The organism is Amycolatopsis sp. cg13 (assembly GCF_041346965.1).
GTDB lineage: Bacteria > Actinomycetota > Actinomycetes > Mycobacteriales > Pseudonocardiaceae > Amycolatopsis.
Window position 1 is genome coordinate 3,676,110 of record NZ_CP166848.1, and the last position, 21,263, is coordinate 3,697,372.

General features: G+C 69.3%; 23 protein-coding genes. 3 read left to right on the forward strand and 20 right to left on the reverse strand.

The window, feature by feature from the left end:
* Nucleotides 1-40 precede the first annotated feature (40 nt).
* Nucleotides 41-1,693, reverse strand: a complete 1,653-nt coding sequence (locus AB5I40_RS16725) for a glutamate--tRNA ligase (RefSeq protein WP_370939435.1) — start codon at nt 1,691-1,693, stop codon at nt 41-43.
* 170 nt (nt 1,694-1,863) lie between these two features.
* On the opposite strand from AB5I40_RS16725, the gene AB5I40_RS16730 reads away from it, so the two are divergent.
* Nucleotides 1,864-2,535, forward strand: coding sequence for a PadR family transcriptional regulator (locus AB5I40_RS16730; RefSeq protein ID WP_370939436.1), 672 nt, complete (start codon nt 1,864-1,866; stop codon nt 2,533-2,535).
* On the opposite strand, the gene AB5I40_RS16735 is transcribed toward AB5I40_RS16730, so the two are convergent.
* The gene (locus tag AB5I40_RS16735) at nt 2,469-3,293 is read right to left on the reverse strand and encodes a class I SAM-dependent methyltransferase (protein ID WP_370939438.1); all 825 of its coding nucleotides are present in this window, start codon (nt 3,291-3,293) and stop codon (nt 2,469-2,471) included. The genes AB5I40_RS16730 and AB5I40_RS16735 overlap by 67 nt on opposite strands.
* Before the next feature lie 102 nt (nt 3,294-3,395).
* Between AB5I40_RS16735 and AB5I40_RS16740 the strand changes: the two genes are divergently transcribed.
* Nucleotides 3,396-4,238 carry a VOC family protein gene (locus AB5I40_RS16740; protein ID WP_370939439.1) on the forward strand — a complete coding sequence of 281 codons (843 nt, stop codon included), beginning with the start codon at nt 3,396-3,398 and terminating at the stop codon, nt 4,236-4,238.
* A gap of 4 nt (nt 4,239-4,242) precedes the next feature.
* Here AB5I40_RS16740 and AB5I40_RS16745 read toward each other — a convergent pair whose 3' ends face one another.
* The 5 genes from AB5I40_RS16745 to rpsB all read right to left on the reverse strand — a co-directional run bounded on the left by AB5I40_RS16745 (nt 4,243) and on the right by rpsB (nt 8,671).
* Nucleotides 4,243-5,442: a phosphatidate cytidylyltransferase gene (locus AB5I40_RS16745; RefSeq protein ID WP_370939440.1), complete on the reverse strand. Its 1,200-nt coding sequence runs from the start codon at nt 5,440-5,442 to the stop codon at nt 4,243-4,245.
* Nucleotides 5,442-5,999, reverse strand: a complete 558-nt coding sequence (gene frr, locus AB5I40_RS16750; RefSeq protein WP_370939441.1) for a ribosome recycling factor — start codon at nt 5,997-5,999, stop codon at nt 5,442-5,444. The genes AB5I40_RS16745 and frr overlap by 1 nt, the downstream gene beginning before the upstream one ends.
* A 49-nt stretch (nt 6,000-6,048) precedes the next feature.
* Nucleotides 6,049-6,795, reverse strand: coding sequence for a UMP kinase (gene pyrH / locus AB5I40_RS16755; protein ID WP_037810316.1), 747 nt, complete (start codon nt 6,793-6,795; stop codon nt 6,049-6,051).
* A gap of 96 nt (nt 6,796-6,891) precedes the next feature.
* Nucleotides 6,892-7,707, reverse strand: a complete 816-nt coding sequence (gene tsf / locus AB5I40_RS16760) for a translation elongation factor Ts (RefSeq protein ID WP_370939442.1) — start codon at nt 7,705-7,707, stop codon at nt 6,892-6,894.
* A gap of 82 nt (nt 7,708-7,789) precedes the next feature.
* Entirely contained in the window at nt 7,790-8,671 is an 882-nt protein-coding gene (rpsB, locus tag AB5I40_RS16765) for a 30S ribosomal protein S2 (protein ID WP_370939444.1), read from the reverse strand.
* 406 nt (nt 8,672-9,077) lie between these two features.
* Here rpsB and AB5I40_RS16770 point away from each other — a divergent pair, with 406 nt between their 5' ends.
* Nucleotides 9,078-10,133, forward strand: a complete 1,056-nt coding sequence (locus tag AB5I40_RS16770) for a M23 family metallopeptidase (RefSeq protein ID WP_370939445.1) — start codon at nt 9,078-9,080, stop codon at nt 10,131-10,133.
* 516 nt (nt 10,134-10,649) lie between these two features.
* Here AB5I40_RS16770 and AB5I40_RS16775 read toward each other — a convergent pair.
* The 13 genes from AB5I40_RS16775 to rimM all read right to left on the reverse strand — a co-directional run bounded on the left by AB5I40_RS16775 (nt 10,650) and on the right by rimM (nt 21,251).
* The gene (locus AB5I40_RS16775) at nt 10,650-11,498 is read right to left on the reverse strand and encodes a FliA/WhiG family RNA polymerase sigma factor (RefSeq protein WP_370940536.1); all 849 of its coding nucleotides are present in this window, start codon (nt 11,496-11,498) and stop codon (nt 10,650-10,652) included.
* 109 nt (nt 11,499-11,607) lie between these two features.
* Complete coding sequence (locus AB5I40_RS16780; protein ID WP_370939446.1) at nt 11,608-12,627, reverse strand: tyrosine recombinase XerC; 1,020 nt, start codon at nt 12,625-12,627, stop codon at nt 11,608-11,610.
* A 51-nt stretch (nt 12,628-12,678) separates the two neighbouring features.
* Entirely contained in the window at nt 12,679-13,848 is a 1,170-nt protein-coding gene (gene dprA / locus AB5I40_RS16785) for a DNA-processing protein DprA (RefSeq protein WP_370939447.1), read from the reverse strand.
* A complete protein-coding gene (locus AB5I40_RS16790) occupies nt 13,845-14,060 on the reverse strand; it encodes a hypothetical protein (RefSeq protein WP_370939448.1) in 216 nt (71 codons plus the stop codon). Before AB5I40_RS16790 ends, dprA begins: the two co-directional genes overlap by 4 nt.
* Before the next feature lie 347 nt (nt 14,061-14,407).
* Nucleotides 14,408-15,919, reverse strand: a complete 1,512-nt coding sequence (locus AB5I40_RS16795; protein ID WP_370939449.1) for a YifB family Mg chelatase-like AAA ATPase — start codon at nt 15,917-15,919, stop codon at nt 14,408-14,410.
* Nucleotides 15,919-16,299: a YraN family protein gene (locus AB5I40_RS16800; RefSeq protein ID WP_370940537.1), complete on the reverse strand. Its 381-nt coding sequence runs from the start codon at nt 16,297-16,299 to the stop codon at nt 15,919-15,921. The genes AB5I40_RS16795 and AB5I40_RS16800 overlap by 1 nt, the downstream gene beginning before the upstream one ends.
* A 243-nt stretch (nt 16,300-16,542) precedes the next feature.
* On the reverse strand, nt 16,543-16,866 hold the full coding sequence (locus AB5I40_RS16805) for a DUF2469 domain-containing protein (protein WP_003096226.1): 324 nt from the start codon (nt 16,864-16,866) through the stop codon (nt 16,543-16,545).
* On the reverse strand, nt 16,863-17,651 hold the full coding sequence (locus AB5I40_RS16810; protein ID WP_116205648.1) for a ribonuclease HII: 789 nt from the start codon (nt 17,649-17,651) through the stop codon (nt 16,863-16,865). Before AB5I40_RS16810 ends, AB5I40_RS16805 begins: the two co-directional genes overlap by 4 nt.
* Before the next feature lie 92 nt (nt 17,652-17,743).
* Nucleotides 17,744-18,670 carry a signal peptidase I gene (gene lepB, locus AB5I40_RS16815; RefSeq protein WP_370939450.1) on the reverse strand — a complete coding sequence of 309 codons (927 nt, stop codon included), beginning with the start codon at nt 18,668-18,670 and terminating at the stop codon, nt 17,744-17,746.
* A gap of 31 nt (nt 18,671-18,701) precedes the next feature.
* Nucleotides 18,702-19,070: a 50S ribosomal protein L19 gene (gene rplS / locus AB5I40_RS16820; RefSeq protein WP_370939451.1), complete on the reverse strand. Its 369-nt coding sequence runs from the start codon at nt 19,068-19,070 to the stop codon at nt 18,702-18,704.
* A gap of 196 nt (nt 19,071-19,266) precedes the next feature.
* Nucleotides 19,267-20,013, reverse strand: coding sequence for a tRNA (guanosine(37)-N1)-methyltransferase TrmD (gene trmD, locus AB5I40_RS16825; protein WP_370939452.1), 747 nt, complete (start codon nt 20,011-20,013; stop codon nt 19,267-19,269).
* Between the two features lie 4 nt (nt 20,014-20,017).
* Complete coding sequence (locus AB5I40_RS16830) at nt 20,018-20,725, reverse strand: hypothetical protein (RefSeq protein ID WP_370939453.1); 708 nt, start codon at nt 20,723-20,725, stop codon at nt 20,018-20,020.
* Between the two features lie 10 nt (nt 20,726-20,735).
* Nucleotides 20,736-21,251: a ribosome maturation factor RimM gene (gene rimM, locus AB5I40_RS16835; RefSeq protein ID WP_344286008.1), complete on the reverse strand. Its 516-nt coding sequence runs from the start codon at nt 21,249-21,251 to the stop codon at nt 20,736-20,738.
* Nucleotides 21,252-21,263 lie beyond the last annotated feature (12 nt).

The following is a 21,263-nucleotide window of genomic DNA, read 5'->3' on the forward strand; positions in this document are numbered from 1 at the left end:
CTGATCACGGTTCTAACCGTGATCAGCACTCACGAGGGCGTCAGCCGACCAGATTGTCGAAGCGCCGCAACGTCTCCTCCGCGCCCAGCGCCTGCGTGATCGAGTGCAGATCCGGGCTGCGGGTCGACCCGGTGATCGCGATCCGGATGATCTGCGACGCCTCGCGAATCGAACCCGGATAAGCCTCCGGATCCTTCTTGAACTCCTTGGCGTTCTTCGCGAACCCGTGCTTCGCCGCGACCTCGCGGATCTGCTGGAACCACTCCTGCCCGTCGTCGAGCTGCTGATACGCCGACACGAAGTCGGACGCCACCGCACGCACGACATCCGCCGGAACGCCCAGCGCCGCGATCCGCTCGTCCTCGGGACCAGTCGCCGCCTGGTGCAGCTGCGGGAAGAAGAACCCGTAGACGGCGCGGAATTCGCTCCACTTCTTCAGGTCCTTGCGCGGGTTCTCGACGCCCTCACGCTCCACCGCCAGCGCACGCAGCGCCAGCTCCCGCGAAGACTCCAGGACCGCCTTCAGCTCCGGGTCGAACCGCTCGGCCCACTCCAGCACTGACGCGAGAATCTCCTCGCCGGACAGCGTCGCGACATAGTCGGCGGCGAGGTCGTCCAGCTTCACCAGGTCCACCAACGGACCCGCGACACCGCACTCGTCGAGGTTGATCGGCGCGTCGAGCGCTTCGGCGAGCGGCATCTCGGCGAGCCGTCCGTTCGCCAGGCCGCGCAGGTAGTACAGCACCGCCGGGACCGGGTAGCCGGCTTCGAGGTAGAAGTCGACGGAGGCTTCCGGGTCCTTGCGCTTGGACAGCTTCCGCTTGCTGCCGCCCTCCTGCTTCATCAGCGGCGCGATGTGCGCGTACTGGATCGGCTCGAACCCGAGCGCTTCGAAGAGCTGCTGGTGCGTCGGCACGGACGAGATCCACTCGTCGCCGCGGATCACCAGGTTCACGCGCATCAGGTGGTCGTCGACCGCGTGCGCGAAGTGGTAGGTCGGCAGCCGCGGGCTCTGGTCGGAGCTCTTGAGGATCACCACGTCGTTGCGGTTCGCCTCGGCCTCGATGGTGCCGCGGATCGCGTCGGTGAAGCGCACGCGCTGCCCGGTGTCGTCGGGCGCGCGGAAGCGGACCACCCACGGCTCGCCCGCGTCGAGCTTCGCCTGTACGTCGGCCGCGTCGGCGTCGCGCCAGATCGCCCACGAGCCGTAGTAGCCGGTCGGGAGCTTCGTGGCCTGCTGCCGCGCGGTGATGGACGCAAGTTCGTCCTTCGTCGCGAAGTCGATGTACGCGCGGCCTTCGCGCAGAAGGTGCCGTACGTAGGTGAGGTAGATCTGCTCGCGCTCGGACTGCCGGTACGGGCCGTACTCGCCGCCGCGCACCGCGTCCTCGTCGGCCTGCAGCCCGAAGTACGCGAAGCCGCGCTCGAACTGCTCCAGCGCGCCCTCGACTTCGCGCGACTGGTCGGTGTCCTCGACGCGCACCAGGTAGCGGCCCTCGGAACGGCGCGCGACGTCCTGGTCGATCGTCGCGACGTAGATGCCGCCGATGTGCACGAAGCCGGTCGGCGACGGGCCGAACCGGGTCACCTTCGCGCCGTCGGGCAGCTGCCGGGCCGGATAGCGCTGTTCCCAGTGCTCAGGCTCGGGCAGATCCGCGGGGAACAGGGCGTCGATGACCGCACGGTCCAGCATCGGAGGTCGGGTCTCCCAGGTCGTTCGGGTGTTTTCGCTAGTGCTTCGAGTATCGCCGACCGCCGTCTCCGCCGGTCGCTCAGGTCCCCGGGTTGTCGGTACGGTTGCCAACCGACCGTTTCCGATATATCGTGAACGTGTCGCAACAGTTCGAGAAAGGAATCAAGACCATGAACCGACGACGACACCCGTTCCCCGGCGGACGCTCCTTCCCCGGCGGACATCACGAACACGGAGAACACGAACAGCACGGACGGTCCTCGTTCGGCCCCTGGGGCCGGGAATTCGGCGAGTTCGGGTTCGGGCCGGGCGGTCGCGGACGACGCGGCCACGGTCCGGGCGGCGGACGCCGGGGCTCCCGGCGCGGCCGGCGCGGCGACGTGCGGGCGGCGATCCTCACCCTGCTCGCGGAACAGCCGCGGCACGGGTACGAGATCATCCGCGAGATCGGCGAGCGCAGCGGCGGGCTCTGGAAGCCCAGCCCCGGCTCGATCTACCCGACCCTGCAGATGCTGGCCGACGAAGGCCTGGTCGTGAGCCGCGACGAGAGCGGCAAGAAGCTCTTCGAGCTCACCGACGAGGGTCGCGCCACCGCCGAGCAGCAGACCGGCACGCCGCCGTGGGAGCACTTCACCGACGACGTCGAACCGGTCGAGCACGACCTGCGCAAGGCAGGCGCCACGCTCGCCGCGGCTGTCGTGCAGGTGATGCGCGCGGGCAGCGAGAACCAGCAGGCCCGCGCGGTGGACGTGCTCAACGAGGCACGCCGGTCGATCTACTCGATCCTCGGCGAGGTCGAAGACTCGGACGATTCGGCCGAGTCCGGAGAGGCAGCCGAGTGACCGGGCAGGACGAGGCCGGTGGGTTTGACGCGGCAATGCACGCGATAACCCACCGGCAGCGTCATCTCGCCCGGCCCAGGGTTCAGCTGCCGCGTGTCGGCGATCGCCCGCTGCGCGACCTTCGCGCTGAACTCGATCTTCAACACTGATTCCGCCGCGGCGAAGTCCGCGAAGCGCCAACGCGTGCGTACGCGCCGACAGTTGAAGCCGTGCGCGGCGAAGAACCGTTCCACCGCAGGCGGGTCGTAGTGCGGCAAGTCTGCCCGCATCCACCCGCCGTACGGCTCACTGGTCACGTCGAGGTCGACGATCACGATCGATCCTCCGGGCCGCAGCACCCGTTCCGCTTCGCGCAATCCGGGTTCGCAGCCAGGGCCGAAAAAATACGCAGTGCGCGCGTGCACGACGTCCACGCTGGCGTCGTCCACCGGCAACCGCTGCGCCCGTCCCACGCGAACCCGCACGTTCTCCAGATCCCGCACCCGTCGCTCCGCGTCCCGCGCGAGCGGCGGGTGCGGTTCGATTCCGAGCACCGAACGCGCGTCGGCGGCGAAAACCGGCAAGTGGTATCCGTCACCGCAGCCGAGATCGAGAACGTCGCGGCCGGTCCAATCGCACTCTTCGCGCAGTACGCGCCAGATCTCGCCGTCCGCGTCCTGCGCCCGGTTTTCGACGTCGTAGACGTCCTGGTAGTACCAAATGTTCGGGCTGGGAACGACTTCTCCGGACGCCGCCGGACCGCGGAAGAACCAGCGCACAACACTCCTCTCCGGTCACGGGACGCCTGCGGCTTTCCCGCTCAGAGCGTAGAACCCCGTCCCGCCGAATACACTTCTCCCTCATCGGGGAGGAGACACGCAATGTCGATCGGCTGGCCAGGCGCCCGGACGATCCCGGCAGGATTGCCCTGCTGGGTCGAGGTGGCGTGCCACGACGAAGCCCGGACCCAAGACTTCTACTCCCGCCTTTTCGGCTGGGAATACGAAACCCGGCGCGATCCCGCGTCGCCGACCGGCCGGTACTCCATCGCCTCGTGCGACGGGGTCGCCGCCGGTGGTCTGTACCAAGCAGGCGCCCGCAGCGCGCCCGGCTGGACTATGCAGCTCGCGGTGCCGCACACGGCGAGCGCGGCCGAATGGGTCGAGCACCTCGGCGGACAGGTGACGCTCGGGCCGATCGCGATTCCCGAACGCGGCAGCATCCTGCACGCGATCGACGCGTGCGGCGCGCCGGTGGTGTTCTGGGAAGCGCCGCCGGACTGGCAGTTCGCGGGCGGCGTGCCCAACGCGTTCAGCGGCGCGGACCTCAACACGCACGACGGCGTGGCCGCGGACCACTTCTACACCAAGCTGTTCAACTACTCGAGCCGTCAGGTCGGCGACGGGGAAAGCGTCGACTATGTCGAATATTCCATTGAGCACACGGCGGTGCTGTACCGCTACGTGATGGGTCCCGAGTACCGCCGGGACACTCCCCCGCACTGGCTCGTGTACTTCGAGATCGACCCCGCGCGCGGAGCGGACGCGGCGGCCGGCGAGGCGCTGATGCTGGGCGGCTCGGTGGTGATCGAGCCGTACGACACGCCGTTCGGCCGCACCGCGATCCTCGCCGATCCGGACGGCGCGGTGTTCGCGGTGATCGACCACTCGCGGGTGCTGGAAGACGTGGGCCGCGCCGAAGTCGACGACCCGTACGACGACTAGAGAATCAAGCAGGCACGAAAGCCGACAGCAGCAGCCACGACACGACGGCCGAGGGCAGCAGCGAGTCGAGGCGGTCCATGATGCCGCCGTGACCGGGCAGCAGCGTGCCCATGTCCTTGATGCCGAGGTCGCGTTTGATGAGCGACTCGACGAGGTCGCCGAGCGTAGCGGTGAGCACGATCGCCGCGCCGAAGATCACGCCCTGCCAGGCGTGGCCGTCCAGCATCAGGCTGATCGTGAGCACACCCGCGGCGATGCCCGCGATCATCGAACCGGCGAAGCCCTCCCAGGACTTCTTCGGGCTGATCGTGGGTGCCATCGGGTGTTTGCCGCCGAGCACGCCGGCGATGTAGCCGCCGGTGTCGGAAGCGACCACGGCGATCAGGAAGGTGAGCACGCGGCCGACACCGTCGTGCGGCGGCACGAGCATGGCCGCGAACGCGCCGAACAACGGCAGGTACGCGGCGGCGAAAACCGAAGCGCTGACGTCGCGCACGTAACCCTTCGCGCCGCCGGGCAACCGCCACAGCAGGCAGGCGAGGACGGTGAGCACGAACGCGGTGAGCGCGCCCTCCCGGCCGAACGGCCAGGCCAGCCAGATCATCGCCTGCCCGCCGACGAGCACCGGGATCAGCGCGACCTTGGTGTCCGCGACGCGGCGCAGCACGCCGGAGAACTCGAACGTGCCGACCGCGATCGCGGCGGCGATGACCCCGATGAAGAGGAACCGGACGGTGACCAGCGAAACGATGATCGCGGCCCCGAGCAGCAGCCCGACACCGATCGCCGCGGGAAGGTTGCGCCCTGCCCGGGACGCCTTCTTCTCCGGTTCGGCTTTCGCGTCGTTCGCGGGACCGCCTTCGGCTTTCGCGCCTTGGCCCGGTTCGGCCGCAGCCTTCCCGCCCTGGCCCGGCTCGCTCGCGGCTTTCGCGCCCTTGCCCGGCCTGCCCGCGGAAACGCCTTTCCCGCCCTTGCCCGGCCCGCCCGCGGAAACACCTTTCGCTGGCTCACCCTCGGATTCCGCGTGATTCCCCGCCGCAGCACCGAATTCCGCGCGCGCAGCCGCCGCGGAGTCCGTTTTCCGTTGCACGGCAGGGTTTTCCGTAGCCGGTTCCGGCCGCGACACCGGGTCCGGCTCGGCGGCCGGGTCCGGTGGCGGGATGTCGCTCACCCGCTCGTCGCGTTCCTCGCTCACCTGGCTCATCAGACCTCGAGCAGCTCTGCTTCCTTGTGTTTCACCAGCTCGTCGACCTGGTGCACGTAGGTGTCGGTGAGGTTCTGCAGCTCCTTCTCCGCGCGCGCGACCTCGTCCTCGCCCGCTTCGCCGTCCTTGGCGATGCGGTCGAGTTCTTCCTTGGCCTTGCGGCGGACGCTGCGGATCGAGACGCGGGCGTCCTCGCCCTTGCCCTTCGCGACCTTCACCATCTCCTTGCGCCGCTCCTCGGTGAGCTGCGGGATGACGATGCGGATGACGTTGCCGTCGTTGCTCGGGTTGACGCCGAGGTCGGACTCGCGGATCGCCTTCTCGATGGCGGCGAGCTGCGTCTGGTCGTAAGGCTTGATCAACGCCATCCGGGCTTCCGGCACGTTGACGCTGGCCAGCTGGTTCAGCGGGGTCGGCGCACCGTAGTACTCGACGACGATGCGGGAGAACATCGACGGGTTGGCCCGCCCGGTGCGCACCGACGTGAGGTCTTCCTTCGCGACGGACACCGCTTTTTCCATCTTCTCCTCGGCGTCGAGGAGGGTCTCGTCGATCACGGCTACTCCCGGTGTTGTGTTGTCGGACCTGAGCTTGATCCCAGCAGGTCTAGGCGGACGCCTCGTCGGCGGGGGTCGAGACCAGCGTGCCGATCCTCTCACCGCCCACCGCGCGGGCGATGTTGCCCTCGGTGAGCAGGTTGAACACGATGATCGGCATCTTGTTGTCCATGCAGAGGCTGAACGCGGTGGCGTCGGCGACCTTGAGGCCGCGCTCGAGCACCTCGCGGTGGGTGATGTCGGTGAACATCTTCGCGTCCGGGTCGGTCTTCGGATCCGCGGTGTAAACGCCGTCCACGGCCTTCGCCATCAGCACGGCTTCGCAGCCGAGTTCGAGCGCGCGCTGCGCGGCGGCGGTGTCGGTGGAGAAGTACGGCATGCCGACGCCGGCGCCGAAGATCACGACGCGGCCCTTCTCGAGGTGCCGTTCCGCGCGGCGCGGGATGTAGGGCTCGGCGACCTGGCCCATCGTGATCGCGGTCTGCACGCGCGTCGGGAGGCCTTCCTTTTCGAGGAAGTCCTGCAGCGCCAGGCAGTTCATCACGGTGCCGAGCATCGCCATGTAGTCGGCGCGGTCGCGGTCCATGCCGCGCTGGGAGAGCTCCGCGCCGCGGAAATAGTTGCCGCCGCCGATCACCACCGCGATCTGCACTCCCGTGCGCGCGACGTCGGCGATCTGCTGGGCGACGGAGTGCACGACGTCGGGGTCGACGCCCACCGCGCCGCCGCCGAACATCTCGCCGCCCAGTTTCAGCAGCACCCGGCGGTACCCGCCCTCGACCCGGTCCTCACCCATGTCTGTCGCCTCCTGCCCCTCGGTAGACCCGACTGTGCCCCGTCCCCGATGCGCGGAGACGGGGCACAGTGCCAGAACCTAGTCCCAGTGCCTCGCTCAGGCCTGGCCGACCTCGAACCGGGCGAACCGGGTCAGGGTCACGCCCGCCTCGTCGAGCAGGGCCTTGACGGTCTTCTTGTTGTCCTTGACCGACGGCTGCTCGAGCAGCACGTTGTCCTTGTAGTACGCGTTGACCTTGCCCTCGATGATCTTCGGCAGCGCCTGCTCGGGCTTGCCTTCCTCGCGGGCCGTCTGCTCGGCGATGCGGCGCTCGTTCTCGATGATCTCGGCCGGCACCTCCTCGCGGGTCAGGTACTTCGCGCGCAGCGCGGCGACCTGCATGGCGGCGCCGCGGGCGGCGTCGACGTCGTCACCGGTGAACTCGACCAGCACGCCGACGGCCGGCGGGAGGTCGGAGCCGCGGCGGTGCAGGTAGGTCGCGGTCTTGCCCTCGAACGACACCACGCGGCGCAGCTCGAGCTTCTCGCCGATGCGGGCCGACAGCTCCTGCACGACCTCGTTGACCGGCTTGCCGTCCAGGTCGGCGGCCTTGAGGGCCTCGACGTCGCTGGACTTCAGCGCCTTCGCGGCCTCGACGATCTTCGCCGCGAGCTGCTGGAAGTCGTCGTTCTTGGCGACGAAGTCGGTCTCCGAGTCGAGCTCGATCATGACGCCGCCGTCGCCGGCGACCAGGCCCTCGGCGGTGGCGCGCTCGGCGCGCTTGCCGACGTCCTTGGCGCCCTTGATGCGCAGGAACTCGACAGCCTTCTCGAAGTCGCCGTCGTTCTCCTCGAGGGCCTTCTTGCAGTCCATCATGCCCGCGCCGGTCATCTCGCGCAGGCGCTTCACGTCAGCGGCGGTGTAGTTCGCCATCGTGTTGAATCCGTCCGTTTCAGGTACGTGTGCGGGGAGCGCCGTCCGGGCGGCCCTGCGCGGACCGCCCGGACGGGGTGGATCAGGAGTTGGCCGGAGCCTGCTCGCCGGTCGCTTCCGCGGTCTCGGTCGCGGCCGTCTCGGTGGCGGCGGCAGCCTCGGTCGCGTCGGCGGCGGCGGTCTCCGAGCCCGCGAGGAGCTCCTTCTCCCACTCGGCCAGCGGCTCGTCCGAAGCACCGGTCTCCGGCTTCGCGTCGGCCGAAGCGCCGTTGCGGCCGGAGCGGGCCATCAGGCCGGCAGCGGCGGCCTCGGCGACGACCTTCGTCAGCAGCGCGGCGGAACGGATCGCGTCGTCGTTGCCCGGGATCGGGTAGTCGACCTCGTCCGGGTCGCAGTTGGTGTCGAGGATCGCGACGACCGGGATGTTGAGCTTGCGAGCCTCGCCGACGGCGATGTGCTCCTTCTTGGTGTCGACGATCCACACCGCGGACGGCACCTTGGCCATGTCCCGGATGCCGCCCAGGGTCTTCTCGAGCTTGTCCTTCTCGCGGGTCAGCGTGAGGATCTCGCGCTTGGTGAGACCGGTGAAGCCGCCGGTCTGCTCCTGGGCCTCGAGCTCCTTCAGGCGGAGAAGGCGCTTGTGGACGGTCTGGAAGTTGGTCAGCATGCCGCCGAGCCAGCGCTGGTTCACGTAGGGCATGCCCACGCGCGCGGCCTCGTTGGCGATCGCTTCCTGCGCCTGCTTCTTCGTGCCGACGAACATGATGGTGCCGCCGTGCGCGACGGTTTCCTTGATGAACTCGAACGCACGGTCGATGTACGTCAGCGTCTGCTGCAGGTCGATGATGTAGATGCCGTTGCGCTCGGTGAAGATGTAGCGCTTCATCTTCGGGTTCCACCGACGGGTCTGGTGCCCGAAGTGCACGCCGCTGTCGAGCAGCTGCTTCATGGTGACGACGGCCATTGCCGGAATCACACCTTCTCTGTACTCGCGCGCTCCCGCTGTCGGTTTCGATCCGCCCGCGGAGGCGCTGTTCCGGTTAGTCGCCCGCGACCGGGAGGTCGTGGGCCCTGGTGCCGTAGCCGATGCCCGGACCCGCGGGTTCGGCAGTGCGAAACCCCAGGGACCGCCGGACACCGTGCGCCCCTCCGTCCGGGTTCCCGCCAGAAGCGGCCCGTCCGGGGACGCGCGCACGTGCACGCGAAGTCAGCCCAGCGAGTGGGCTGCGGGATTGATTCTACTCCCCGCCACCAGCCCCGCCCCTGCGGGCAGCCTTCGCCCGCCCCGGGGTTGTCCACAACTGTGCCCGCCTGTGGACAACTGCCGCTGAACGCCCGGTTCCGGTCGGCCGGTGGATGACGATGGAGACATGACCCCTACGCGATCTTTTCCCGCCGTTGCCCCTTCTGCCCGACCTGCCGATTCCCCGGCCTCTCGACGTACCTCCAGCTCAACGCCCTCGCCTTCTCCCCGCCCGGACAGAGAGGCGAGCAGCCAAGCCGAACCCCCGTCCGCACCGTCGCCGGAAACACCTCACCCAGTAGTCCTGGCGACCGCCGCTCTGCTCGCCCAGCACCCGCCCACAGCAGCCACTCTGCTGGCCCCAGACGACACACTCCCGCCCGCTGCCTCACCCCCGAGGAGCGGCCGTCACCGCAGAACGCCGGTCAGACCATCCAGAATCCGCCGTGCCTGGACTCGCGCGAAGTCCGCCGCAAGCGCAGTCACCCGCTACGCCCTCTTCGCCACCCGAAGACTCCTCCGCCCACCTCGAACGCCAGCACCCCTCCTGCCGAGGATCTCCCTGCCGTGCGATTTCAGCTGGGGCCACCCACCGCTACGCCTGGCCGGAGCGCTGGGCAACCTCCCGCTGCTTGGCCTGCGCAGCCACAGAAACACCACCCCTACGTGGCTAATCCTGGCGACGGTCTTGACCCTGTCCGCAGCCTCAGCAGCCCTGCTCGACAACCGAGCCGACGCCCAGCCCACCCCAGAACAACCCGGCCGCCTGGCCTGGCCCCTGACGCCCCGCCCCCACGTCACCCGCAACTTCGAACCACCCGCGACCCCGTTCGGCCCAGGCCACCGAGGCGTAGACCTGGAAGCCGCAGCCGGACAACAGGTATTGGCGGCAGACATGGGCGTAGTGATCTTCGCCGGTCAAGTAGCAGGTCAAGGAGTAGTCGCCCTAGACCACGACGGCGGCCTGCACACGACCTATCTCCCCATCACCCCGACAGTCGCCCCCGGAGACCAGATCTACCGCGGCCAGCCCTTAGGAACGGCCATGCCAGGCCACCCCGGCTGCCCGACGGCAGCCTGCCTGCACTGGGGCGCCCGCCGCGGCACGGAATACATCGACCCCCTCGCCTTGGTCGGCGACCCGAGCCGAGTCCGCCTCAAACCTTGGGCAGAAGGCCCGTGACACCAAGGCAATCCCGGCCAACCGCGACAAGAGCCACGGAACTCATGGGGCACAGCCCAGGTCACCGCGGCCGCCCAGCACGGCCCCGGCATGACCGCGACGAGCGACCCCGCAGTCAACCCACCGGCCAAACGGCCCTGCACACCAAACCGTCCCGCCAGCAAGCGGCAACCCGAAAGGAGAACAAAGACCAAACCACCGTCGCCACCCACCGCGGCCCGCCCCGGCCCGTCGCCACCCAGTGCGACCCGGCCCGGCTCGCAGTGGCCTACCGAGGCCCGTCGCCACCCACCTCTCGCATGCGGGCGGAGCGTGCGTGGCCCGTCCCGGCCCGTCGCCGCCCGCTGTGGCCCGCCGTGGCCCGTCGCCACTCACCGTGGGCCGCTGCGCCCGTCCTGGCCCGCCGTCTCCAACCGTGGCCGTGGGCGCAGGCGCGGGCAACGCCAGCGACGTCCCGGCAACCAGGCCGTCGCCGCCCGGCAGATCCGCGGCCAGGGGCCAGAGGTCGGTCAGGGGTCAGCCGCTGGGTTGCTCCATCAGCTTGGCGCGCAGCCGCATCACCGCGCGGGTGTGCAGTTGGCTCACGCGGGACTCCGTGACGCCCAGGACCTTGCCGATTTCCGCCAGGGTCAGGCTTTCGAAGTAGTAGAGGCTGACCACGATCTTGTCCCGGTCGGTGAGCTGCGCGATGGCTTCCGCGAGCTGGCGGCGGTTGTCCTGGTCCACCAGGACGGCCACCGGGTCGACCGCGCCGTCGTCGGGGAGGGTGTCGACCAGCGAGCCGGCGTCTTTGCCCGCGGCGACGAGGTCTTCCAGGGCCACCACGCTGGTCAGTCGGAGCTGGCCGTAAAAGTCGCGCAGGTCGTCGAGGCTGATGCCCATTTCGCCGGCGAGTTCGGCGTCGGTCGGGGTTCGGTGCAGGCGGGCGCCGAGGCGTTCCAGGGCGCGGGCCGTTTCCTTTGCCTTGCTGCGCACCGCGCGCGGGACCCAGTCCTGGGAGCGCAGGTCGTCCAGGATGGCGCCGCGGATGCGTTGCATCGCGTACGTCTCGAAGCGCAGGCCGCGTTCCGGATCGAACTTCTCGATCGCGTCGACCAATCCGAATATTCCAGACTGCACGAGATCGCCGACATCCACGTGCGTCGGCAGGCCGGTGCCGACCCGGCCCGCGACGTACTTCACCAGCGGCGCGTAGTGCAGCACCAGCCGGTCGCGCGACGTCTGGTCCGGTTTGTCGGCGAACTGCTGCCACAGCGCCTGAATCCCCGCGTCGACATCCTGACCAGGACGACCGTCCCCAGTGACGGCGTCCTGCACCCCGGGGCGTTCCGCCCCGGCTTCCGTGACCTGCGACGTGGAAGTCATCGCACGGTCGTTCTCGGCGTGCTGCTCAGTGTGGTCTCCGTGCTCGTGCGGATGCGCGTGCGCCGACGGTTCGGCCCTGCCGTCCCCGGCCGAGCCGCCGCCGGCCTCTTCAGGCCCGCGGGTGTGCTCGGTCATGGATCGCCTTCAGCCGATCGACGGTCACATGAGTGTAGAGCTGGGTCGTGGCCAGCGTAGCGTGACCAAGCAGTTCCTGAACGCTCCTGAGATCGGCACCTCCTTCGAGCAGATGCGTCGCGGCGGAATGCCTTAGCCCGTGCGGCCCCATGTCCGTTGCGCCCGGCACCGCGGCCACCGCCTCGTGCACCACCCGGCGCGCCGCGCGCGGGTCCAGGCGCTTGCCGCGAACGCCCAGGAAAAGCGCCGGGCCCGGCGTTTCCCCAGCCAGCGCAGGCCGTCCGTCCTCCAGCCACGCGGTCAGCGCCTCCGCCGCCGGGACGCCGAACGGAACTGTCCGCTCCTTGTCTCCCTTGCCCACCACCGAAACCACGCGGCGGGAAAAGTCCGCGCTGCCGACGTCCAGACCGCACAGCTCCGACACCCGAATGCCGGTTGCGTACAGCAATTCGACCAACGCGCGGTCACGCAGAGCGACCGGATCCCGTTCGGCTGCCCCTTTCGCGGAGGCGTCCATGAGCGCGTCGGCCTGTTCGGCGCGGAGCACGCCGGGCAAGGTCCGGTGCGCGCGCGGCGCGGCCAGCCGGCCGCCCGGGTCCGACTTCAGCAAACCGGTGCGGTGCGCCCAAGCGGTGAACGTGCGCGCGGCCGCGGCGCGGCGCGCGAGGGTGGTCCGCCCGGCGCCGTCCGAGCGCTGCCCCGCGAGCCACGCGCGCAGCTGCGTGACGTCCAAGTCCTCAAAGCTCCGCGCGGGACGGTCACCCTCCCCCACGGTCACGAACGCCAACAGCGAAACGACGTCGCCGACGTACGCGCGCACGGTGTGCGGCGACAGCCCACGCTCCAGCGACAGATGCCGTTCGTAACCGGCCACCACCGACTCGGCTGACTCCGGCAATTCGGCTCGAAGAGCACGAAGATCGGGTCGTGGCGGGCGTTTCCGGTGTCCACCGGGACGCGGGACCGCGTCCTTGCGTGCACTCGCTGACGGCATGGCGATTACGCTGCGCGAACCATCGCCATTGGTCAAGCATCGCCACGCCCATCATCGGTTGGCCGTTCGGACGATCTGCCGCCAGCCGGTATCGCCGCGCATCGCGAAGCCGTCGATTTCCAGTGCCGGCAACAACGCGCGAACTCGGGAAACCGGCACTCCAGCGCTTTCCGCGACCTCCTCCGGAGCCCGGCCGGCTCGCGGAAGCAGCGCGTCGTAAACCCGCGACGCCTCCGGACCGAGACTGTCGGTGGGCCGTCGGCTTGTCTCGGCTGCGGGGGCTGCGGTGCCGAACCGGCCCACGGTTTCGAGCACCTCGTCGACCGAGGTGACCAACGTGGCCTTGCAGTCCCGGATCAACGCATGACAACCCGCTGAACTGCCCGAATGCACTGATCCCGGCAACGCCATCGCGACCTTGCCGAGCGCGCCCGCGATAGTGGCGGTGTTGCGCGCGCCGCTGCGGATTCCGGCTTCCACAACGACTGTGCCGTCGGTGAGACCTGCGATAAGGCGGTTGCGCACCAGAAATCGATGGCGCGCGGGCGGAGTCTTCGGCGCGTACTCGCTGACAAGCGCGCCGCCGTCGGCGATGCGGTTCAACAGGTCGACGTTTCCGGCGGGATAGGAATAGTCGACTGCGCATCCGAGCAGCGCGACCGTGACCCCGCCACCGCTGAGCGCACCGCGATGAGCGGCGGCGTCGATGCCCAGGGCGGCACCGGAGAAGACCGGTACTTGTCGAGTTGCCAACGCGTGGCCGATCTCAAGTGCGTTGTGCACGCCGTAGTCCGTGGCCACCCGAGCGCCGACGACCGCCACCGCACGGTCAGCCGCTTCGGCCAGGTTCGCACTGCCACGAACCCACAACCCGAGCGGAGCGGCGACGTTCTTCACGCCGTTGCCGGTTGCTACAGCTAGCGAGAGCAACGGCCACGCCGGCCATTCGTGGTCTTCGGGAATCACCAGCCGGGCACCGGCTTTGGCGGCTGCCTCGAGATCTTGGTCCGCGATCGTGGATTCCCGCCGCGCGGCCGTTTCGCGGAGAACCCGCTCGGGACAGTCTCCGGCCTTGACCCGCTCGGCCGCCACGATCGGGCCGTGTTCGCCGACGAACTCCAGCAGATGCGGTGCCGGGGGTTCAGCGACGCCCAGCAGATACGCGCGAGCGAGCCGTTCGGAGTCGGTCGCCGCAGTCTGATCCTCGACGGCGACGCTCACGCCGCACCTCTTCGCCCACCGGGGTTGTCGGACCGGACGACGGCGAGATGCCGGTGCAGCGCCAACCGTTCGCGGACCCGGACGGGGTCGTGTTCAGGGCGGATTTCCCTGCGCCGGACGGGATGCAGATGCCGGACGATCTTGTGCTGCGGCGTCTTCGGCCTGCGGTGCCGGGTGCGCGGGGTGGACGACGGGATGGCTCGGTTGGACATGGGTGGTTCCTTTCGTTGAAGGTTCGGACGGGCGGGTTTGCCTGTCCGGGGTGGGAACTCATCGCTGGGATCAGGCGACGGAACACCAGCCAGGCGAAAGACCGTTGGCCGTGGCCCAGTTGAACGGGCGGCAGCCGGAGATGGCTCGTCCGCGAGGTCGGGATTCGCCCGGCGCCAGTGCCGTTTGCCCCGGCCCTCGCGAACGGGCGACCACGCGGTCCGGAACCTGACCATTTGCGAGGTCGGGATTTGCCCGGTGCCGGTGCCGTTTGCCGCGGTTCTGGCGAACGAGCAACTGCCGCGGTGAGGAATCCCCTCGGGTTCGGGTCGGCGGGCTGGCACCGGGGCTAGCCGGTTTTGCGTTCTCGGAAGTCCAGGGCCGCGGTGACGTGGTCAGTGTCTGGTTGGGGCAGGGCGGCCAGGTCGGCCAGGGTCCAGGCGATGCGCAGGCATCGGTCGGCTCCTCGCGCGGTCAGGAGGCCTCGGTCGAGGGCTCGGTCCAGGACTGCGGTTGCCGGTGGCGGCAGGGCGAAATCTCGGCGCAGGACGGGCCCTGGGACCTCCGTGTTGGATTGCCAGCCGTGTTGGTGCCAGCGGTGTTTGGCGCGGTCTCGGGCGGCTTGCACGCGGGCTCGGACTGCCGAGGTCGGTTCGGGGGTGGTCGATTGGTGGGCGGAGATCGCCGTCAGGGGGCGTAGGCGGACTCGGAGGTCTACTCGGTCCAGGAGAGGGCCCGACAACCGCGACAGGTAGCGGCGGCGGGTGGTTGCCGAGCAGGTGCAGTCGGTTTCTCTGGGTGGGGCGCAGGGGCACGGGTTCGTGGCCAGGACTAGCTGGAACTGGGCTGGATAGCGCACGACGCCTTTGGCGCGGGCGATGCGGACTTCGCCTTCTTCCATGACGGTGCGGAGCGAATCGAGGCGCTGGTTGCCGAATTCGCAGGCCTCGTCCAGGAAAAGCACGCCTCGGTGGGCTCGGCTGATGGCACCGGGCGCGGCCAGGCCGGTGCCGCCGCCGATGAGGGCTGGCGGGCTGATCGAGTGATGCGGGGCGACGAACGGCGGGACGGTGACCAGGGGCGATGACTTTGACAGGGAGCCGTCTACCGAGTGGATGGCGGTTACTTCCAGGGATTCCTCCGGGGACAGATCTGGGAGCAGGCCGGGGAGGCGTCTGGCCAGCATGCTTTTGCCGACTCCGGGCGGGCCGGTCAGCAGGAGGTGGTGGCCGCCTGCTGCGGCGACCTCCAAGGCCCAGCGGGCTTCTGGTTGGCCTACTACGTCGGCCAGGTCGGGGATTGCCATCGGGGCAGCGGCAACACGCGCGGCGGGTGGTTCTAGGTCGGCTTCGTCTTTCAGCCAGGCGATCAGCTCGGCTAGGCGGGTTACGCCGGAGACTTCCAGGCCGTCTACTAGGGCGGCTTCGACCAGAGACTCGGTGGGTACTACGGCGCGTTCGTGGCCTGCGGCTTTGGCGGCTAGCAGGCCGGGGAGGACGCCGCGTACGGGGCGGATTCGGCCGTCTAGGGCCAGTTCTCCCAGGAGGATGGTGTGCAGGAGTTTTCGGGCTGGGACCGCACCGATGGCGGCCAACACTGCGGCGGCGATGCCCAGGTCGTAACCCGAGCCCATTTTGGGCAGGTTGGCGGGCGACAGAGCCAGCGTGATTTTGCCGTCTGGCCAGGATTGGCCGGAGTTGCGGACGGCGGAGCGGACTCGGTCTTTGGCCTCGCGCAGGCCAGCATCGGGCAGGCCTACCAGGGTGACTCGGCTCAGGCCGCCGCCTAAGTCGGCTTCGATTTCTACTACTCGGCCTTCGATGCCCAGCAATGCGACGGACCAGGTTTTGGCGTGGGGCATCAGAAAGCTCCCACCAGGTGGCGCACGACTGGCTCTTCGCCGTCTGGGGCGTAGACGGTCACCACGTCGTAGCGGATGCGGCACCAGCCGACTCGATGTTCCTTGAGCCAGCGCATGGCGGCTCGGTGGACGCGGTCGATCTTCTCCGGCGTCACCGACTCGGCTGGGGTGCCGTATTCGGTGCTGGAGCGGGTTTTGACCTCGCAGAAGATCACCCGGTCGCCTTCGGACAGGACGAGGTCCAGTTCGCCTTCGCGGCAATGCCAGTTCCGGCTGAGCAGGACCATGCCGGCGGCCTGCAGGTGCCGAGCCGCGAGGTCCTCGCCCCAGCGGCCGAACGTCCGGCGCCAGGCCGCGCCGGGGTGCGGGCCGTCGTTCATGGTGTCCCCCTCGGACAGCGTGAGCACCGTCGGTCACGGTGCGTGTGCTTTCACCATCGCAACGTGATCGGAAGCCGCGCCAGGGGGAATCAAGTCAGCTGTGGATAACCGGGGGGTTGTGGATCGAGGCCGGTCTGCAAAGGCAAACCGCGGCGGAATTGTCGGGGCGATGTGCGGGGGGCAGAGACGACGAAGGCCACCCGGGCAAGTGCCGGGTGGCCTCGTAGCGAAAGCGGCGGGGGGTCAGCCTGAGAACGGGCCGTCCTCGGGGAGCCGCAGGTCGGGTTTGTCGAGTTCCTCGACGTTGACGTCCTTGAAGGTGATGACCCGGACGTGCTTCACGAACCGGGCGGGGCGGTACATGTCCCACACCCAGGCGTCCGACATGCGCACCTCGAAGTACACCTCGCCGCCGCCGTCGCGCACCTGCACGTCCACTGCGTTGGCCAGGTAGAACCGCCGCTCGGTCTCCACCACGTACGAGAACTGGCCCACTATGTCGCGGTACTCGCGGTACAGCGAGAGCTCCATCTCGGTCTCGTACTTCTCGAGATCCTCTGCGCTCATGAAATCCGCGCCCCTCCTCGCGTTCGTCCTGCTCCGGCGGCGGAGCGTTCATTCTTACCCACCGAGCGGCCCGGGGCACGGACCGGCCCGCCCGCTTTTTCCAGGGCATTCTCCAGTGCAGCGTAGGTGAGCACGACCGGATGCGGGGCAGTGAGTCCGTGCGCGAGGGCAACGGTGGCGACATTCGTGTAGGACCAGCGGTGCGCCGGGCTCGGGCCGTGCTCACTCAGCGCAGCCAGATGGTCCGACGTGCTGTAGCCCTTGTGCACGTCGAAGCCGTATGCCGGCAACTCTTCGTGCAGGCCGGCCATGATCCGGTCCCTCGTCACCTTCGCCAGGACCGACGCCGCCGCGATGCTCGCGACGCTGCGATCCCCCTTGATCACCGCGACATTCGGCGCGGGGATGCCGGGAACCGGGAAGCCGTCGGTGAGGACGTACCCGGGATGGGTGCGCAGGCCCGCGACGGCGCGGCGCATGCCTTCCAGGTTCATCACACGGATGCCGAGCAGATCCACCTGCTCGGAGGGGATGACGATCACCGAGTAGTCGAGCGCGCGCTGCAGGACCCGGTCGTAAACCCGGTCCCGGGCCTTCGCGGTGAGCATCTTCGAATCGGTCAGCTCGGGCAGTCGCGCGCCGTCGCCTGGACGGAGCACGCAGGAAGCCACCACGAGCGGGCCCGCGCAGGCTCCTGCTCCGGCTTCATCGACGCCAGCGACTGGACCGAGGCCGCGTCGTTCGAGAGCGCCTTGCAGACCCCAGAACAGCTCGCCGCGCACCACAGCGCGCGGCGGACGCAGCGGATCCGCCGGAGTGCGGGGAGGAGGGAGAGTCACCGAAGCACCACCCGGAAGTCGCGGACGGAGCGCACCGCTTACCGTCTCCGGCCGGCCGCCTTGCGGAGGCCTGCTTTCAACCGGCGTCCGACGAAGAGCGTCGGCACCGCGGTGGCAAAGCCGATGCCGAGCGGCAGCCCTTGCTGCCACGCGGGAGCGCCGAGCGCGACCGGCTGGGCGTTCTGCTGCGGATTGTGGTCCGAGATCCCGCCCCAGCGGCTCGGCGGCAGCACGATGACGCGGGCCTTGCCGATGACGTCGTCGACCGGAACGGCACCGTTGGGTCCGCCGCCGCCCTGGTAGCGCGAGTCGGCGGAGTTGTTGCGGTTGTCGCCCATCACCCAGAGCGCGCCCTGCGGGACCTTCACCGGGGCGAACGACTCCTGAACGGGGTGGTTCTTGTCTTCCCAGTGGATGTAGGGCTCGTCGAGGGCCTTGCCGTCGACTATCACCCGGTTGCGGTCGTCGCAGCACTGGACGGTCTGGCCGCCGGTGGCGATGACGCGCTTGACGAAGTCCCGCTCGTCCGGCGGCGCGAAGCCGACCAGCGAACCGAGACCGCGCAGCGCGCGCACGACGATGTTGCTCGACTCCTGCGGCGCGATCTCGTTCTCGGTCCACGCGGGCGGGCCCTTGAACACGATCACGTCCCCCGGGGAGGGATCGGTGAAGTCGTAGGTGACGCGGTCGACCAGGATCCGGTCGCCGGTGCAGCCGGGGCAGCCGTGCAGCGTGGCCTCCATCGACCCCGAGGGGATCATGTAGACCTTCGCCAGGAACGCCTGGATCACGATTGTGAGCACCAGGGCGATCACGATCAGGATCGGCAGTTCCTTCCAGAACGACCGCTTTTTCGAGGACTTGCCTCGCCGGTGCGACCCCCGACGCCCGCCGGACCGTTCCTGGTCCTCCTCCGGGCGTTCGGGGCCGTCCTCATCGGCGTTCCGCGACACAGGTTCGACCACGTCGCCAGGCTACCGGTAACCGACTCGCCACTCAGCGGGCAGCAGCGGTCTCGCGGTTCTCGCGGCGCTCCTTGATCTTGGCCTTCTTGCCGCGCAGCTCGCGCAGGTAGTACAGCTTCGCCCGGCGGACGTCGCCGCGCTTGAAGACCTCGATCTCGGCCACGTTCGGCGAGTGCACCGGGAAGGTGCGCTCGACGCCGACGCCGAACGAGACCTTGCGGACGGTGAAGGTCTCCCGGACGCCGCCGCCGTGCCGGCGGATCACGACGCCCTGGAAGACCTGGTTGCGCTCGCGGTTGCCCTCGATGACGCGGACGTGCACCTTGAGCGTGTCGCCGGGGCGGAAGGCCGGGATGTCGGAACGCAGTGACTGCGCGTCCAGCGCGTCCAGGGTGTTCATCGGTGGTCCGTCCTCGTATTCGTGTGGCTTACGTACAGCTTGAGCGCGCAGTGGAGTTCACTGCGACTAGCCCGGGGCTGATGGCATTCACGGCTGGCACCGCGGCTTTTACGTCGACCAGCGGCCAAAGTAAAAGATGACGCGTCACGCCAACCAATCCATTATGGCAGAGGCCCCCGGCGACCTCGCACGGGGCCTATCCGGGCTGGTCGTCCAGCCCGTCGAGCACCTGCCGGTCCCGCTTGTCCAGGCTCCCCTCGGGCAGCTGGGCGAGCAGATCCGGCCGCCGCAGCGCCGTGCGTTCGAGCGCCTGGTCGCGCCGCCAGCGGTCGATGAGCGCGTGGTTGCCCGAGCGCAGCACGTCCGGCACCGCCAGGTCGCGCCACACCTCCGGGCGGGTGTAGCTGGGGCCTTCGAGCAGGCCGTCGGAGAACGAGTCCTCGGCCGCCGACCGGGCGTTGCCGAGCACGCCCGGCAGCAGCCGGACCACGGCCTCGACGATCACCAGCACCGCGGCCTCGCCGCCGACCAGCACGTAGTCGCCGATCGAGACCTCGTCGACCGGCATCCGGCGGGCCGCGTCGTCGACCACCCGCTGGTCGATGCCCTCGTAGCGGCCGCAGGCGAACACCAGGTGCTTTTCCTCGGCGTAGGAATGCGCCAGCTCCTGGGTGAACGGCTTGCCCGCCGGGGTCGGGACCACGAGCCGGGTCCCTTCCCCGCACACGTCGTCCAGCGCCGGTCCCCAGATCTGCGGCTTCATGACCATGCCGGGACCGCCGCCGTACGGCGCGTCGTCGACCGCGCGGTGGACGTCGTGGGTCCAGTCGCGCAGGTCGTGCACGCCGACCTCGATGAGGCCGCGGTCGATCGCCCGGCCCAGCAGCGCGGCGCGCAGCGGATCCAGGTACTCGGGGAAAATGGTGACGACGTCGATGCGCAAGCGGTTACCAGTTCCAGTACTCGGTGGCCTGGGCGTGCCAAGGGCTCGGGACGTCCTGGTCGATCGCGAAGGCCATGCCGAGTCCCTTCGCGATCTTGATGCTGCGGTGCAGGGTCTTGCGGATCGGCGACCCGGCGGGCAGCCCGTTGTCGTCCGACCACGTCTCGGTCTGCGTGACGCAGGTCCGCGCGCCGAAGCGGGCGTTCGAGCACGGGGCGGGCGCGCCCCAGGTCTGCAGATGTTCGAAGTGGACGACCTTGCCCGAGCTCTTCTCGGTGATCGTGCCGCGTGCGATGAGCCGGTAGTCCGTGGACGGCACGGTCCAGCGCACGTAGTGCTGGCGGCCGCCGTCGGACGGGATCGGCGTGCAGGTCGAGCCAGTGCACGCGGACTCTTCGGTGACTCGCTCCGTGTAGTACGTGCCGTTGCCGTCCCAGCCGTCGAGCAGCACCCAGTCGCCCGAGCGGACGAAGTGCTCAGCGGTCGCCGGCGGCCACGTGACCGGGTCGCCCCAGGTGATCTGCGATTCGGTGGCCGACTGCGGCGACCAAGCCCACTGGAACGCTTTCTCCCCCGGCGGCGCGTACTGACCCGCGCTCCGCTGGAACATCAGCGAAAAGTCGCCGTACACCGGCGAAGCGGCCTGCGCGGGCGGCGCGGCGAAAGCGGTGGCCAGAACGGCTGCGAAGACAGCCTTCACCCAGAACTTCACGAACTCCCCCTCAGTCAGCGTCGAGGAGGCCTTCGGGCGGATCGAGCACGACCCGGCCCCCAGCGACATCCACCACCGGGACGATGGCGCGGACGAAAGGTACCAAGACCGAGCGCCCGTCGTGATCGAGTTCGAGCAGTTCCCCGGCCGGCGAATGGACCACCTCGACGACCTTGCCGACGACCGTCCCGTCGGCCAGCTCGGCGCTCAGGCCGGCCAGCTCGTGGTCGTAGAACTCGTCCGGGTCGCCGGTGGGCGGCAGCGTGTCCGTATCCGCCAGAAGCAGGGCTCCTCGCAGGGTTTCCGCGACATCGCGGGTGAGCACCTGCTCGAAACGCACCAGCAGCCGCCCGCTGTGTTCGCGGGCGGCTGCGATGGTGAGTTCTCTCGTGCTGCCGTCGCGCAGCTTCGTCGTGACGACCGCACCGATCGCGAACCGCTGCTGCGGCGAATCGGTGCGCACGTCGACCGCGAGCTCGCCGCGGATGCCGTGCGCTTTCGCGATGCGGCCGACTACGACGTCCATACCTGACCGTTT